The 14,152-nt window shown below is 51.7% G+C and carries 16 protein-coding genes and 1 pseudogene; 7 read left to right on the top strand and 10 right to left on the bottom strand.

Annotated elements, in window-relative coordinates:
* Nucleotides 1–10: 10 nt before the first annotated feature.
* Together dmeF and TU80_RS16220 are read left to right on the top strand one after the other, a co-directional pair.
* Nucleotides 11–982, top strand: a complete 972-nt coding sequence (dmeF, locus tag TU80_RS31660; protein ID WP_010565097.1) for a CDF family Co(II)/Ni(II) efflux transporter DmeF — start codon at nucleotides 11–13, stop codon at nucleotides 980–982.
* A gap of 36 nt (nucleotides 983–1,018) precedes the next feature.
* The gene (locus TU80_RS16220; RefSeq protein ID WP_010565098.1) at nucleotides 1,019–1,201 is read left to right on the top strand and encodes a DUF1289 domain-containing protein; all 183 of its coding nucleotides are present in this window, start codon (nucleotides 1,019–1,021) and stop codon (nucleotides 1,199–1,201) included.
* A 333-nt stretch (nucleotides 1,202–1,534) separates the two neighbouring features.
* On the opposite strand, the gene TU80_RS16215 is transcribed toward TU80_RS16220, so the two are convergent.
* The 5 genes from TU80_RS16215 to TU80_RS16200 all read right to left on the bottom strand — a co-directional run bounded on the left by TU80_RS16215 (nucleotide 1,535) and on the right by TU80_RS16200 (nucleotide 5,766).
* Nucleotides 1,535–2,002: a DUF411 domain-containing protein gene (locus tag TU80_RS16215; RefSeq protein ID WP_010565099.1), complete on the bottom strand. Its 468-nt coding sequence runs from the start codon at nucleotides 2,000–2,002 to the stop codon at nucleotides 1,535–1,537.
* 129 nt (nucleotides 2,003–2,131) lie between these two features.
* On the bottom strand, nucleotides 2,132–3,196 hold the full coding sequence (locus TU80_RS16210; RefSeq protein ID WP_017848904.1) for a copper resistance protein B: 1,065 nt from the start codon (nucleotides 3,194–3,196) through the stop codon (nucleotides 2,132–2,134).
* Nucleotides 3,168–3,416, bottom strand: coding sequence for a hypothetical protein (locus TU80_RS32705; protein WP_130926104.1), 249 nt, complete (start codon nucleotides 3,414–3,416; stop codon nucleotides 3,168–3,170). Before TU80_RS32705 ends, TU80_RS16210 begins: the two co-directional genes overlap by 29 nt.
* A gap of 12 nt (nucleotides 3,417–3,428) precedes the next feature.
* Entirely contained in the window at nucleotides 3,429–5,381 is a 1,953-nt protein-coding gene (locus tag TU80_RS16205) for a copper resistance system multicopper oxidase (RefSeq protein WP_016963499.1), read from the bottom strand.
* 178 nt (nucleotides 5,382–5,559) lie between these two features.
* The gene (locus TU80_RS16200) at nucleotides 5,560–5,766 is read right to left on the bottom strand and encodes a co-regulatory protein PtrA N-terminal domain-containing protein (protein WP_010565102.1); all 207 of its coding nucleotides are present in this window, start codon (nucleotides 5,764–5,766) and stop codon (nucleotides 5,560–5,562) included.
* Nucleotides 5,767–6,165: 399 nt separating this feature from the next.
* On the opposite strand from TU80_RS16200, the gene flgB reads away from it, so the two are divergent.
* Nucleotides 6,166–6,579 (top strand): flagellar basal body rod protein FlgB, encoded by a 414-nt coding sequence (flgB, locus tag TU80_RS31655; RefSeq protein WP_010565103.1) that lies wholly within the window; start codon nucleotides 6,166–6,168, stop codon nucleotides 6,577–6,579.
* A 30-nt stretch (nucleotides 6,580–6,609) separates the two neighbouring features.
* Here flgB and TU80_RS31650 read toward each other — a convergent pair whose 3' ends face one another.
* From TU80_RS31650 to TU80_RS16180, 5 genes are all read right to left on the bottom strand, one after another.
* Nucleotides 6,610–6,810, bottom strand: a complete 201-nt coding sequence (locus TU80_RS31650) for a heavy-metal-associated domain-containing protein (protein ID WP_010565104.1) — start codon at nucleotides 6,808–6,810, stop codon at nucleotides 6,610–6,612.
* 112 nt (nucleotides 6,811–6,922) lie between these two features.
* A complete protein-coding gene (locus TU80_RS16195; RefSeq protein ID WP_080943238.1) occupies nucleotides 6,923–9,280 on the bottom strand; it encodes a heavy metal translocating P-type ATPase in 2,358 nt (785 codons plus the stop codon).
* A gap of 2 nt (nucleotides 9,281–9,282) precedes the next feature.
* Complete coding sequence (locus TU80_RS16190) at nucleotides 9,283–9,528, bottom strand: DUF2933 domain-containing protein (protein WP_026140267.1); 246 nt, start codon at nucleotides 9,526–9,528, stop codon at nucleotides 9,283–9,285.
* A 93-nt stretch (nucleotides 9,529–9,621) separates the two neighbouring features.
* On the bottom strand, nucleotides 9,622–10,158 hold the full coding sequence (locus tag TU80_RS16185) for a cupredoxin domain-containing protein (protein ID WP_010565107.1): 537 nt from the start codon (nucleotides 10,156–10,158) through the stop codon (nucleotides 9,622–9,624).
* Nucleotides 10,159–10,324: 166 nt separating this feature from the next.
* Entirely contained in the window at nucleotides 10,325–10,678 is a 354-nt protein-coding gene (locus tag TU80_RS16180; protein ID WP_010565108.1) for a co-regulatory protein PtrA N-terminal domain-containing protein, read from the bottom strand.
* A gap of 205 nt (nucleotides 10,679–10,883) precedes the next feature.
* On the opposite strand from TU80_RS16180, the gene TU80_RS16175 reads away from it, so the two are divergent.
* The 4 genes and pseudogenes from TU80_RS16175 to TU80_RS16160 all read left to right on the top strand — a co-directional run.
* On the top strand, nucleotides 10,884–11,573 hold the full coding sequence (locus TU80_RS16175; protein WP_010565109.1) for a heavy metal response regulator transcription factor: 690 nt from the start codon (nucleotides 10,884–10,886) through the stop codon (nucleotides 11,571–11,573).
* Nucleotides 11,570–12,958, top strand: coding sequence for a copper resistance membrane spanning protein CopS (gene copS, locus TU80_RS16170; RefSeq protein WP_010565110.1), 1,389 nt, complete (start codon nucleotides 11,570–11,572; stop codon nucleotides 12,956–12,958). The genes TU80_RS16175 and copS overlap by 4 nt, the downstream gene beginning before the upstream one ends.
* 359 nt (nucleotides 12,959–13,317) lie before the next feature.
* Complete coding sequence (gene copC, locus TU80_RS16165; RefSeq protein ID WP_010565111.1) at nucleotides 13,318–13,701, top strand: copper homeostasis periplasmic binding protein CopC; 384 nt, start codon at nucleotides 13,318–13,320, stop codon at nucleotides 13,699–13,701.
* Between the two features lie 3 nt (nucleotides 13,702–13,704).
* Nucleotides 13,705–14,152 (top strand): annotated as a pseudogene (locus TU80_RS16160) (copper homeostasis membrane protein CopD); the annotation flags it as partial.

Raw genomic sequence — 14,152 nt, 5'->3', positions numbered from 1 at the left:
ATTTACCCAAATGAGTAATGCGTACATCGACTTTTCCCACGACCATATGTTCCTTGGGAAATCACATGAAGAAAACGCAAAGCGAACCTTGTGGGTAGTGGCTCTGACCGTCGTAATGATGGTTGCTGAAATCACTGCCGGTTATCTCACTGGCTCAATGGCATTGCTGGCAGATGGTTTTCACATGGCAACGCACGCCGGAGCACTTGGCATAGCCGCAGCTGCTTACGGTTACGCAAAAAGACATGCCTCAAGTGCGCGCTACAGTTTTGGAACTGGCAAGGTGGGAGACCTGGGTGGCTTCGCCTCTGCTCTGATTTTGGGACTGGTCTCCTTGGGAATTGCCGGAGAGTCGCTATTTCGTCTCTTTCAACCGACTCAAGTGCAATTCGGAACAGCGACTTTTATCGCAATTGTAGGATTAGCAGTGAATGTGGTGAGCGCGCTTTTGCTGTCTGGTGGTCATGATCATCACCATGGGCATGACCACGGCCACGATGAATCTCACCATGCGCATGGTCACGACAATAATTTGCGCTCTGCTTACGTTCACGTCATTGCAGATGCACTGACTTCGGTTCTGGCCATCGCAGCACTGCTTGCTGGTCGATACCTTGGCTGGGTATGGCTCGATCCTGCAATGGGGATTGTGGGTGCAGTTGTCATTGCGCGCTGGGCTTGGTCGTTGATGCGGGTGACTGCGGGTGTATTGCTCGATCAGACAGATGATCATGTCGCTGAAGAGATTCGTGAACTGGTTGAGCAACCGGGAGATGCTTCGATCATTGATCTTCATGTCTGGCAGGTGGGGCCGCAAGCCCGCGCTGCGATTGTGAGTGTTCTGGGCAGCCCAGCAGTGAATGCGGAAAACATACGAGAACGGCTTGCAACGGTTCATGAGATCACTCATTTGACAGTTGAGTACCGCACGAAGTTGGTCGCTGATTCACCCGATCAGCTCGCCGTGCTTGCTTCGCAATGAACCCGTAGCACGTAGAGTTCGACGAGAAATTGAACAATGGCCAAGGACATCGAAAATCCCTGTATCTCTGTTTGCCAGCTGAACAGCGAACTGTGCGTCAGCTGCGGTCGCACCAAGGAAGACATCAAAAAATGGAAACGAATGAAGCGTCCAGAAAAAATGGCCTCTGTACAACGGGCGACCCTGCGCCTGAAAAGCCTGCAAAAAAAGAACTCTTAAACCACCGTCATTTACATTTTCAACTTTTTCAGCCGAGACAGATGTCCTGGTTTGGGAGGGCAAGCTGAGGGGCAACGCCATTTCCAAACCGATCACTATCGCGGTCAGCAATCTGCTGCGCAGTGCGTGTCACGGCGTCATCACCAATTACTTGAACTCATCTAAAATTGTTATTGAGGACAGCGGTGCGGGGTTATCCGATGTGGTTTAAGTGCGCCTGTACAACTGTTGCTGATCGTCCTTGGCGAATTGTTTGAGAATAATGTCGACAGAGCAAGTCCCACTGCATGGCCATGAACGGTGACCATGCTGTAACGGGATGGATCGGGGGGGTTAGTTTTCGGGGTATTCAGCAATGACCTGATCTGTGCCAGCTTTGTTCCGGCCGATGATCTGGTAAGCCTCATGCACTCCGTCGACTTCCATTCCTGGAGAACCTGCTGGCATACCAGGGGCGGCGATTCCGAGAAGGTCGTCACGTTTGCTCATCGCAATTATTTGCTCGGCAGGCACGTGACCTTCAACAAACTTTCCGTTGATCATCGCAGTGTGGCAAGACGAGAGTCGTGGAGCGACCCCCAGATCTTGTTTGACAGCACTCATGTTGGTCTCTACATGATCTATGACGGTGAAGCCATTGGCCTCAAGATGCTGAATCCACTTCTTACAGCATCCGCAGTTAGCATCTCGGTGAACATCGATGGCCAACGCCTGTGCTGCTTGAGCGGTTGAACCGATGAACAGTGCGGCGAACGTTGCGATACGCAGAAATCGACTTGAGAGTCGGAAGCTACCTGTCATGGATATTTCCTTTTCCCTTGGCGGCGGCGAGATGAATGCCGCTGCAAAGGTTTGGTTGAAGGTATTATATTTGAGTCGGGGAGCCGCCCCCCTGTTATTCAAAAATCGTAGGGCTTTTGCTCAAACCACTCAGAACCACATCCGAATACCGGCTACAAATCGAGCCTCGTTGGTCTTTTCCCCTTCATCGCTGGCCAGGTCGGCGGTCTTGCCGTAGGAGCGATTCCAGGTAACCCCGACATAAGGGGCAAATTGGCGAACAATCTCGTAACGCAACCGGAACCCTACTTCGGTGTTGGCCAATCCAGATCCTATGCCGCGCTGGGGATCATTTTTTCCATACATGTTTACTTCGACTGTCGGCTGTAAGATCAGGCGATTTGTCAGCAGGATGTCGTAATCGCCTTCAAATCGAGCAGCGGTTTGACCGTTTTCACCGATATAGGCAGTCGCTTCAGCTTCAAAGTTATAGAGGGCCATGCCCTGAATACCGAGCGCTCCCCATGTTTGAGGCGACCCGGGTTTGAAGTCTTGCCGAACGCCCGTGACGACATCCCACCATGGACCGATGGCGTGCCCCCAGAGTGCTTGGAGTTCGGCGTTTTCCGTCACGCCATTGGTACGTTCACCTTCCGAACGCAGCCACAGGCGATCAACGTCACCGCCGATCCACCCTTTGGCATCCCAGGCCAACGCACTCCCGTTGTCAGCGTCTTGGTACTCAAACTTATCCAGAAGGATGAACGAGTTGATTTTTTTGTCGTGTACACCATGACCTGCCACATCTGGAAAGGCGGCTGCACGGTCAGCGTCGGTAAGTACGGGGACAGGGGTTCGGCTTGTGGTCGTAGCCCCTCCAGCCATGCTTTCCATACCGTCCATTTGCCCGTCGTCCATGCTCATCTTGCTGTGATCCATGGCCCCCATCTTGTTATGGTCCATAGTTCCCATTGAGCCGTGGTCCATCTTGGAGTGATCCATTGCGCCATCTTTTGCTTTGGCTGGTTTGGATTTCTGCGCAGTTGAAGGCTTCGCGTTCGCACTTGATGGCATCGCCATCGACGGATCCATCTCCTCAGCAGCTTGGGCCATGAAGAAAAATGCAGGACTGGTAGAGACTGCAAGTGCCATCAACGTTGGGCGTAAAAATTTACTGGTCATGATCTCAATCTGCCTTTTTGGTTTTTTGGTCATGATCCATCGACTCATGGCTCATCTTGCTATTGTCCATTGCCCCGTGATCTAGCTTCGAATCGTTCGCCGTCATTGCTGGCTTGTCCGTTGCTGTAGCAGGAACATTGGTTGAATGATCGCTGCCATTTTCTTGTGCCAGCACCATGGGCGGGAGTCCACCCAGCAGGCCAACGGCAAAGAGGCAACCCACCAGGGAATTACGATTAAGGTATGTGCTCACAGATCGTCTCCTTTACTCATCAACCCGTACTTCACGGAACATGCCCATTTCCATATGGAAAAGCAGGTGGCAGTGATAGGCCCAACGGCCTAAGGCATCAGCGGTAACTCGATAGCTGCGTTTGGTACCTGGCGGCATATCGATCGTGTGCTTGCGCACCATGAACTTGCCGTTCTCATCCTCGAGGTCACTCCACATGCCGTGAAGGTGGATGGGGTGGGTCATCATGGTGTCGTTCACCAAGGTGATGCGCAGACGCTCACCGTACTTCAGGCGAAGCGGCTCGGCGTCAGAGAATTTTATGCCGTTAAACGACCACGAAAACTTCTCCATGTGACCGGTCAAATGAAGCTCGATGGTACGATTTGGCTCGCGGCCGTCAGGGTCTTGGAAAGTGCTTTTCAAGTCGGAGTAAGTGAGCACTCGACGACCATTATTCCGCAAGCCTATTCCAGGATCGTTTAGTTTTGGCGTTGGATTCATGGCTTGCATGTCAACCAGGGGGTTGTTGGTTTCGGAGGCAGGGTGTGTCTGCATTTCTCCACCCATACCGCCCATGCCAGCCATCCCTGACATATCACCACTACCCATTCCAGCCATCTTGCTGTGGTCCATCCCGGCCATGCTGGACATGTCGCCTTTGTCCATGCCCGCCATCTTGCTGTGATCCATACCCGCCATGTTAGTCATGTCACCGCTGTCCATGCCGGTCATCCCGGTCATGTCGCTTTGGTCCATACCGGTCATCTTGCTGTGGTCCATGCCAGCCATGCCCGACATTTCACCTGACTTCTTCTCGGCGCCGCCCATACCGGCCATGCTGCCATGGTCCATACCAGCCATACCGCCCATCCCCATGTCATCCATAGTGACGATTGGACGTGGATCTATAGCAGGTACCTGAGCAACTAGCCCTTCACGAAGTGCGAGGGTTCCGCGTGCATAACCCGTCCGATCCATAGACTGGGCGAAGATGGTGTAAGCCTCTTCACTGGCAGGCTCTACGATCACGTCATACGTTTCAGCTACGGCGATGCGGAATTCGTCAACGCTCACTGGGTTCACGTGTTGGCCGTCGGCGGCCACAACGGTCATTTTCAAACCAGGAATGCGGACGTCGAAATAGCTCATCGCCGAGCCGTTGATAAAGCGTAGGCGTAGCTTCTCACCCGGCTTGAAAATACCGGTCCAGTTACCGTTGGGCGCCTGGCCATTCATGAGATAGGTGTAAGTATCTGCGCTGACGTCTCCAAGGTCGGTTGGGCTCATGTTCATTTCAGCCCACATCTTCCTGTCAGCTACTGTTGCTGACCAACCTTGCTTACTGACATCGTCGATGAAATCACCAACAGTGCGTTTATGGTGGTTGTAGTAGCCCGACTGTTTCTTAAGCTTGGCCATGACACGACTAGGATCTTCATCGGTCCAGTCAGTCAACATCACCACATAGTCGCGGTTGTATTGAAAAGGTTCAGGCTCTTTCGAGTCGATAACGATTGGTCCGTAAACCCCTGCCTGCTCCTGTAAGCCCGAGTGGCTGTGGTACCAGTACGTACCATTCTGATGAACCTTGAACTTGTACTCGTACATGCCGTCGGGTGCAATGCCATGGAAACTCAAGCCAGGTACACCGTCCATATTGGCCGGCAGGATGATCCCGTGCCAATGAATTGAGGTGTCTTGGTCCAGGCGGTTTTTTACACGCAGAGTGACCGTCTCTCCTTCGCGCCAACGCAGCAAAGGTCCTGGCAATGATCCATTGATAGTCATGGCTGTTCGCGGCGAGCCGGTTATGTTTACCGGGGTTTCACCAATAAACAGATCAAATTCATTGCCGGTGAGTACGCTCGGCAGACCAGGACTTGTCACCGCCCATACAGGAGTGCGCCAAAGGCCAAAGCCGCCGAGAATGCCACCAGCGGCCAAGCCTTTTACGAATGTCCGTCTAGAGGTTTTGGAATGCATGCCGTTTATTTCCAATCAGTCAAAAGGGAAGCCGTGCGAAACAACCGATCATGAGTTGCCCGGATCAGCTTTGCCCACCGTCACAAAAGACAAACTCTTACGGCAAGCGAGTTCAGAAATTGCCACATTTAAACCACCGCAGTGATTACATTTCTGTCAGCTTGGAGGGCCCAGCTATTTAGCAATTCTTGTGGTCCATCGCCTTGGCTTTGCTTTCAGCGACAGGAGGTTGGGCATTTTGCGTTTGAGCCACTCGGTACGATTCCATCGAATTATTCCTGGCCACTTCCATGCGTGCGAAAGTCCGGTCACCACCGCCTTCAGCCATAGCCAAAGAAGAAACGGTCAGAGCAGCGATGACGAACAAGGTTTTGATAGGATTCATTTGGGGTTCCTCGGATGAGTATTGATGCCCCCTGAATCCACATCAATCGTTGACTCTAAGAGGTGAGCTTGAGGCTCAATAGGACTATAAGACTCATCCCCTGACAGGAAGCTTAGGCCAATATTACAGTTGTGTCAGGTTGCGATATTTCTCTTGAGATACAGAGTGAATAGTCCGTAAGGTCTAAGCCATCCAGCGTCACATAACCGCCATTTACTCTTTAAAACTTACCTGTGCGGTTGTGTAATCTTCCGGTCACTTTCGCGGAGGTTTGACGTTTTTTCGTTCGCACTTGAATTGTATCTCGACTCGGATGCACTACGTTAAGCACTTGAGTGTTCGATATAGGTGGGAATGCTAAATGGCAGCGTAACTTAGCGTAACTAAAGGTGGCCACCGGTGAGTATTAATTTTGAAAAAGCGCTTGGCTCCGCAGAAAGAGCATTACTTTTTCGCAGCCAACGAGCTGAGGTGCTTAGCAATAATATCGCTAATGTCGACACTCCTAACTTTAAGGCCAGAGATTTGGACTTTTCCGCTGTCCTGGCTAGCCAGACAAAAGGAGGTTTTGCTACTCCGTTCTCTTTGAAAACAACAAACCCAAAACATATTGCCGTAAACGAATTAGCAAGTGATATTCACAGCGGCGCTTTGCTTTACAGCACGCCGAACCAACCTTCCATTGATCAAAATACTGTGGATCAACAGGTCGAGGTGGCAAAATATACGGAAAATTCGATTCATTTCGAAACTGCTTTTACTCGATTGAATGGAGCATTTAAGGGGCTACTTAAAGCTCTACGAGGTGACTAATAAACCTCACCCAGCGAGGGAATCAGCGCCTCAGGCGCTGATTTGGGAAGGGAAACCGAGTGCTTCCACAGTTTTACGGACCTGCTCTGGGGGTTCGCTGCTTTCAACGGTTACCTTACCTGCCGCGCGATCCACGGAAACCGTAGCCTTGCTGTCCAGTGACTGAATTGCTTTGGTGATTTTGCTGACGCAGCTACCGCAACCAATGCCTGATACGTTTAAGACGAACATGGTTATTCCTCTTGTGCTGAGCGGTCTCTTTTCACCGCAACACCAGCATCAACGTTGACACAATGGCAAGGTCAAGGGTTATGTATTAACGGGCTGCGAGCATCGGTTACGCTCAATCTATTCGGGTATTCCTCAGTCTCAAAGCATTGAAAACTACAGATGCAGAACTGACGCTCATGGCTAACGCAGCGATCATTGGCGACAGAAGGTGCCCCGTCAGTGGGTAGAGCAGGCCTGCGGCGAGGGGGATACCCATTGAGTTGTAAAGGAAGGCGAACCCCAAGTTTTGCCGCATGTTTTTCACCGTTGCAACCGAAAGTGCCCGTGCTCGTAAAATCCCCATCAGGTCGCCTTTTACCAGCGTGAGCTGCGCGCTATTCATCGCGACGTCAGTCCCTGTACCCATGGCAATGCCCACGTCTGCTCGCGCCAAGGCCGGTGCGTCGTTGATACCGTCGCCGGCCATGGCAACCTTTCGACCGGATTGCTGGAGGTCCGCCACCAGGCGCTCCTTGTCCTGAGGTTTCACTTCACCATGAACCTCTTCAATACCCATCTCCCTGGCGACAGCACGTGCGGTGGTGAGCCCGTCTCCGGTGGCCATGATGATTTTTACGTTATCAGCCTTAAGCTTGGTGACTGCTTCTTTAGAGGTCGGTTTTATCGGGTCTGAGACCGCCAGTAATCCTGCCAAGACCCCGTCAACTGCTAGATAGATGATGCTGATGCCTTCAAGGCGCAACAACTCTGCACGGTCTTGTAAGACCTTAGTGCTCACGCCGGCAGCTTCCATCAGTGCAGTGTTGCCCAGCTGTACTTTCTTACCATCAACGAGGCCACTGACTCCAATCCCTGACCCGGACTCAAACGATTCAGGCTTGGTGAGCGCAACATTTTCAGTTCGGGCGTGATCGACGATGGCATGAGCCAAAGGGTGTTCGCTGCCTTGATCAAGGCTAGCGGCCAGTTGAAGAACATCGTGTGGGTTGAAATCTGGTGTGGCCTCCACACTGTGAAATACCGGCCGTCCCTCTGTCAGGGTCCCAGTTTTATCGACAATCAGTGTGTCGATCTTGCAAAGGTTTTCGATGGCTCTGGCATCCCTGAACAGCACACCCATACTGGCGGCTTTACCCGTCGAAACCATGATCGACATGGGCGTTGCGAGACCCAGTGCACAGGGGCAAGCGATGATAAGTACGGCGACAGCGTTGATCAGGCCGAAGACCCAGCTGGGTTCTGGGCCGAATAGCCCCCAGCCTAAGAGTGTCAGCAACGCAATCGCGATAACCCCCATCACAAAGTAGCCGGCAATCGAGTCGGCCATTCGTTGCATTGGCGCTTTGGAGCGTTGGGCTAGAGCGACCATTTGTACTATCTGCGACAGCATGGTGTCGGCGCCGACCTTTTGCGCCTCCATCACCAAGCTCCCATGAGTATTAAGCGTGGCGCCGATCAAACTATCCCCTGCTCTTTTCATTACCGGCACAGGTTCACCAGTGAGCATGGATTCATCCACCGCACTTTCTCCCTCGAGTACGGAGCCATCAACTGGCACCTTTTCACCAGGTCTGACCCGCAAATGGTCTCCCAAGTGAACATGGGTAAGAGGAATGTCTTCCTCCTGACCATCGGCGTTGATCTTGCGTGCAGTCTTGGGAGACAGGCCTAGAAGGGACTTAATGGCGGCGGAGGTTTGTGAACGTGCTTTGAGCTCAAGAATCTGCCCAAGCAAGGTGAGCGAGATGATGACCGCAGCGGCTTCGAAGTAGACGCCGATGCGTCCATCTTGCATGAAGGTGGTGGGAAAACTTTGGGGAAATAGGGTTGCCGCGACGCTGTAAAGATAGGCTGCGGCAGTCCCCAGCCCAATCAGAGTCCACATGTTTGGACTGCGATTTCTAACAGATGCTATGGCCCTTACAAAAAAGGGCCAACCTGCCCATAAGGTGACCGGCGTCGCCAGAGCGAACTCGATCCAGTTTTGAACCGAGCCGTGGAAGAATTGTAATGAATGACCCGCCATGGCTAGAAGGGTCACTATCACGGTTAAAGGCAGCGACCACCAAAAGCGGCGAGCGAAATCCCGGAGCTCGGTTTTGTCATCGTCATCTAGCGCGGGCATGACCGGTTCTAATGTCATGCCACATTTAGGGCAATTGCCGGGCCCTGGCTGTCTTATTTCCGGGTGCATAGGACAGGTAAATTCAGTGGCTACTTGTAGCACAGGCTCTGTAGCGGAGATGCTGGGTTCAGTGCTGGGATGATTACCACTGTAGTGGTCTGGATCTGCCCGAAATTTCTCTTGGCATTTCTGGCTGCAAAATTGATACATCTGTCCCTGATAAGACTCGCCAAATTTACTTGGAGGCGTAACCGCCATACCGCACACCGGGTCACGTAGATCACCGTCAGGGGGCGAGGCAGCGTGGGCGGGACCGTGATCGTGATGGCTCGGTGTAGTGGGCATAGCTATTTTTCGTCCTTGTTGGTTGCTGCCTGATCGCCATGATCATGTCCGCCATGTCCATGCCCAAAAAAATGCATCAATGGACAGATCAACAGAATGAGATAGGGCAAATACGGATAAACGTGGCTGAAATGTTCCCGCACCACGTAGAAGGCACCGATCGCGATGAGCATGATCAGTACAACGCCTGTTTTGCGCCTCCAAAATGGAGGGGTGGTGCTTCCAAACGGATGCTGATGGTTATTCATGATCTAGACCCCAGTGTGAGCGAGTTGCTCTGATCTCTGCCTCAGAGCGTAGTCAACTCTCGCGTCGACGCGGTTTTAGCTGTCAGCTCAGGCTTACTTCAAGTCAAATTGACCGACCATCCCCGACTGGTAATGACCTGGCACGTTGCAGGCAAATTGAAGTCCGGCGCTGTTGTTGAAGGTCCAGATCAACTCCTTGGTTGCTCCTGGCTCGACCAGCACGCTGTTCGGGTCGTTATGTTCCATTCCGACCATCTTCATCCCTCCCATGCTGTGGCCCATGTTGCCCGTCATCTTCCCAGCACCGATGGGTGTAAGCGTTCCATTCTGGAACATGCTCGCCATTTCTTTTTGGTGCGCCGCATGAGCAGCGGCCTGACCGATATTGAACTCGTGCAGCAGCGCCCCTTTGTTGTGAAGTACAAAGCGAACTGTTTCACCGGGCTTTACGTCGATGTTTTTAGTTTTGAAGAAAATATCACCCATCTCCACATCAACCGTGCGAGTAACCTCAGAGGCGACTCCAGGCTGGCCAATATCCTCTTTCCCATGACCTGCGCTGGCCATCGCTGTAGCACCGAAGAGTAGGGTGATTGCCGCAATAACTGGGGTAATAAGCTTATTTTTCATGGTGACCTCGTGGGTTAAGAGCGAATCACTGGCTATGCTAAAGGGGCGGAGCTGCCACTTAACTGACCTGAACACTACATTTCTGTAAGTTTTCAAAAGAAAACGCGGCGCCCGAATGACGCCGTGTTTAGAGGACCGGTTCAAAAAACCAATGAGACCTGGTTGGTCACTGATGGTTTTCAGAAAGCATCAGTTTGTGCTCGCGCTGCATTTGGCTCAAAACGTCATCAACCATAGCATCGTGTTTTTCCATCCAGGCGAGGTGCTGCTGAGGTGACATTGATGCGTTTGGGTGATCTTGATGGAGCTGGCTCATGATTTCGCCCAGCATTTTCATATGCTCGGCCATGTGTACATGGCGCTGTCCTTCAGGGGCTTTTTCAGCTTGTACCAAGGTTGCTTCTGCTTTGTCGCGCAGGCTCTCCATACGCTCCGCGATCCGGTCTGCGCCACCTTCAGCCAACGCAGAAGCCGAGACGAGTATCGAGCTCACAAAGAAAAGGACTTTTAGGCGATTCATAGGACAGCTCCTTATGGATTTATTTTCCGGCTCCCTTAGGTTTCATGCTGAAGAGTCGGTCGAGCACCAAGAAGTACTCATGTTTGAACCCTAGACAGCGCTCGCTGACAACTACCTGAAGCCAATATTACTTTTCTGTCAGTTGCTGGTTGGCAGAAGCATTTCGTTGCAGACTCAGCCTCACAATTATTTGAGAGCCACCCCCATGAGACTTCTGGTTGCGGAAGACGAACCCAAAATAGGTATCTATTTGCAGCAAGGACTCACTGAGGCGGGGTTCAATGTTGATCGCTTTACCAATGGCCAAGACGCGCTTCAGCACGCTTTGAGCGAGGCGTATGACCTGCTGATTCTCGATGTGATGATGCCTGGGCTGGACGGATGGGAAGTACTTCAGAAGGTGCGAGCATCCGGAAAAAATGTCCCCGTGCTTTTTCTCACGGCGCGAGACCGCGTTGAGGATCGCGTCAAAGGACTTGAGCTGGGGGCAGACGATTACCTTATAAAACCCTTCGCATTTTCTGAATTGCTGGCCCGCGTCAGAACGCTGCTGCGAAGAGGGAGCACAGCCCCCTCCCAAACCCACATGAAATTGGCGGATCTTGAGGTTGACCTGCTCAAGCGCAGGGTTGTCCGTGGAGGCAAACGTATAGATCTCACAGCCAAAGAGTTTGCGTTACTCGAATTGCTGCTCCGTCGTCGAGGCGAGGTTCTCCCCAAGTCACTTATTGCTTCCCAAGTTTGGGATATGAACTTCGACAGCGATACCAACGTCATCGAGGTCGCGGTCAGGAGGCTCAGAGCGAAGATTGATGATGATTTTGAGGTCAAGCTGATCCACACCTCTCGGGGGATGGGTTACATGTTGGACGCACCGGACTCGGGGTCGGAATGAAGCGAATGTCACTGACTACCCGCATGAGCCTGATGTTCATGCTTGCTGTAACAGCTGTGCTCACCGTCGCCGGACTCAGTTTTAACAACCTTAGCCGGCATCACTTCAAGATGCTGGATCAGCAGGCGCTGAACGAAAAGCTTCACTCGACGCAAAGAATTTTGACTGGGTTGAATAGCATTGATCAGTTCAGTGATGTTAAGCCCGAGCTGGAGGCGCTGCTTGGTGCTCATCGTGATTTGACAGCACTTATCATCGATGGTGACGGCAAGCTCCTGTTTGCTGATCCTGGTCCGATCGTAGTGCCGGAAGACTACCGAACAATCACAAACAGCAATGTCTGGGAGTGGCGAGATGAGGAGCAGGTATTTCGAGGAGTGACGGCACAAGCCATTGTGACAGGGCAAGACAAGCCATTGACCGTGATGTTGATCTTTGATGTTACTCAACATATGGCTTTCTTCGAGACGCTTGAACGCTGGTTTTGGATAGGGCTGGTGATCAGCGCGCTGGTCAGTGCTGCACTGGGCTGGATGGTCGCGAGTAGTGGCCTACGGCCTATCCGCCTAGTTACTCAGGTCGCGGCTTCAATGTCAGCTAAATCACTCAAAGAGCGTATTCCGTTAGGTCCCGTTCCTAAAGAGCTCCAGCAGATGGTGTTGTCGTTCAACGCAATGTTATCCAGATTGGACGATGCGTTTGTTCGTTTATCGAACTTCTCTGCGGACATTGCTCACGAATTACGAACGCCGGTCAGTAATTTGATGACTCACACTGAAGTGGTTTTATCTAGAAAAAGGAATATTGAGGACTACGAAGATAATCTGTACTCAAATCTTGATGATTTAAAACGTATGGGCCGGATGATTGATGACATGCTTTTTCTGGCGAAATCAGACAACGGTCTGATTACACATGAAAACAAACCGATAGACCTGGTAGCGGTAGTAGAGAAATTACTCGAATACTACCGCTTGCTTGCTGATGAGCGAGGGATCGACCTCAAAGTCACAGGGAGGGGGAGCGTCCGAGGTGACGTCCTTATGCTCGACAGGGCCATCTCTAATCTGCTCTCAAATGCACTCCGGTACACCCCCGAAGGGGAGTGTATTAGTGTCGATATCCGGCAGAAAGGAACTTCAATATCGGTCTCCGTGGAGAACCCTGGAAAGCCAATCGCGCCTGAGCATCTTGAAAAGTTGTTCGATCGTTTTTATCGCGTGGACCCGGCTCGCAGAGAAGGGAGCCCAAGCAATGCAGGGCTAGGTTTGTCGATCACTCGATCAATCATAGAAGCGCATGACGGCAAGATTTGGTGTACGTCATCAAGCGGAAAAACAGCCTTTCATATTGAACTCCCTTGTGCGGATGAAAAAAAGGCGTAAGGCCCGTTGCTCATATATATATAGCAGCATGTGGTTAGCTCAAAGGGAACGTTCGTGGATGACGGAAACCTCTTGGCGCGTCGCAAAGGGAGTCACGTATTCGGCCCTGTATACGCGCTTATCAGTGTCCAAAATCCCACCTCAAGCTGACTGAAATGTAATCGAATAGTTTGCGTTCATGTGGCATCGTGTACTCGCACTGTGACGTTAGAGTTCTTGTGATTTCTTCCTGTCCAGCCCGCCCTAGGACACGGAATCTGCTAGGTATTCGCCAGTGGCTTTAACAAGCGTCAAAAAGTAAAAACTAGATATTCCCTAAAAAACCTAGAACCAACAGCTCTTGCTGTGAGGAGTCTTGCATGTCATTCCTTAAAACTACCACCGTAGCTGTTGCGCTGACTGCGGGTTTGCTTCTGAGTGCAGTTGCTCAGGCGCATCCAAAGCTGGTTTCTTCTACTCCCGCTGAAGGGTCGGATGCGGCGGCTCCTTCTAAAATTGAACTGCACTTTTCTGAGAATCTAACGACTCAGTTCTCTGGTGCCAAACTGATCATGACCGATATGCCTGGCATGCCGAACTCTCCTATGGGCGTAAAAGCCGGCGTTGCAGGTGGCAGTGATCCGAAGACGATGGTTATCACGCCCGCATCGCCATTGACCACGGGTACTTATAAAGTCGAATGGCGTGCCGTCTCCTCGGACACTCACCCGATTACCGGTAACTTTTCCTTCAAAGTGAAATGATTCATGAGCGACTCAATAAATATCGCTGTTCGCTTTGCCCTTTATTTCGATCTTATGCTCTTATTTGGACTGGCAATTTTCGGTCTTTATAGCCTGAGGGGTAAAGAAAGAGTATCGGGAGCGGTTTTGAATTTTGAGTCGCTTCTTTACGGTACATCTGTTGTAGGTGTAGCTCTGTCCCTTGCAGCCATGCTGTTGCTTGCGAAAGCAATGAGTGGCGTATCGGGCTTTATGGAGCTACATCACCATATTTTTCAAATGGTTCTCATGGGGACTGACGTCGGTTTGACCTGGATGGTCCGAATAGGGGCGTTGGTGACGGCAATTATTGGCGTTTCCCTGAACAAGCGCTTTCCAACACTGAGTCTTTGGATTGTCACTGTCTGTGGCGCGATTGCGCTAGCGACGCTGGCATGGACGGGGCACGGAGCAATGGACGAGGGAAGCCGTC

It is taken from the genome of Pseudomonas veronii (assembly GCF_001439695.1).
Taxonomy (GTDB): Bacteria; Pseudomonadota; Gammaproteobacteria; order Pseudomonadales; family Pseudomonadaceae; genus Aquipseudomonas; species Aquipseudomonas veronii.
The sequence above is the reverse complement of the archived record's forward strand: the minus strand, read 5'-3'. Positions and strand labels throughout refer to the sequence as shown.

What these genes read in the sequence shown, in the direction of transcription:
- TU80_RS16175 (WP_010565109.1), top strand. Translation starts at nt 10,884, where the DNA reads ATGAGACTTCTGGTTGCGGAAGACGAACCCAAAATAGGTATCTATTTG.
- TU80_RS16195 (WP_080943238.1), bottom strand. Translation starts at nt 9,280, where the DNA reads ATGCCCACTACACCGAGCCATCACGATCACGGTCCCGCCCACGCTGCC.
- TU80_RS16190 (WP_026140267.1), bottom strand. Translation starts at nt 9,528, where the DNA reads ATGAATAACCATCAGCATCCGTTTGGAAGCACCACCCCTCCATTTTGG.
- copC (WP_010565111.1), top strand. Translation starts at nt 13,318, where the DNA reads ATGTCATTCCTTAAAACTACCACCGTAGCTGTTGCGCTGACTGCGGGT.
- TU80_RS16205 (WP_016963499.1), bottom strand. Translation starts at nt 5,381, where the DNA reads ATGCATTCCAAAACCTCTAGACGGACATTCGTAAAAGGCTTGGCCGCT.
- dmeF (WP_010565097.1), top strand. Translation starts at nt 11, where the DNA reads ATGAGTAATGCGTACATCGACTTTTCCCACGACCATATGTTCCTTGGG.
- TU80_RS16220 (WP_010565098.1), top strand. Translation starts at nt 1,019, where the DNA reads ATGGCCAAGGACATCGAAAATCCCTGTATCTCTGTTTGCCAGCTGAAC.
- TU80_RS16210 (WP_017848904.1), bottom strand. Translation starts at nt 3,196, where the DNA reads ATGACCAAAAAACCAAAAAGGCAGATTGAGATCATGACCAGTAAATTT.
- TU80_RS16185 (WP_010565107.1), bottom strand. Translation starts at nt 10,158, where the DNA reads ATGAAAAATAAGCTTATTACCCCAGTTATTGCGGCAATCACCCTACTC.
- TU80_RS16180 (WP_010565108.1), bottom strand. Translation starts at nt 10,678, where the DNA reads ATGAATCGCCTAAAAGTCCTTTTCTTTGTGAGCTCGATACTCGTCTCG.
- TU80_RS31650 (WP_010565104.1), bottom strand. Translation starts at nt 6,810, where the DNA reads ATGTTCGTCTTAAACGTATCAGGCATTGGTTGCGGTAGCTGCGTCAGC.
- TU80_RS16200 (WP_010565102.1), bottom strand. Translation starts at nt 5,766, where the DNA reads ATGAATCCTATCAAAACCTTGTTCGTCATCGCTGCTCTGACCGTTTCT.
- TU80_RS16215 (WP_010565099.1), bottom strand. Translation starts at nt 2,002, where the DNA reads ATGACAGGTAGCTTCCGACTCTCAAGTCGATTTCTGCGTATCGCAACG.
- copS (WP_010565110.1), top strand. Translation starts at nt 11,570, where the DNA reads ATGAAGCGAATGTCACTGACTACCCGCATGAGCCTGATGTTCATGCTT.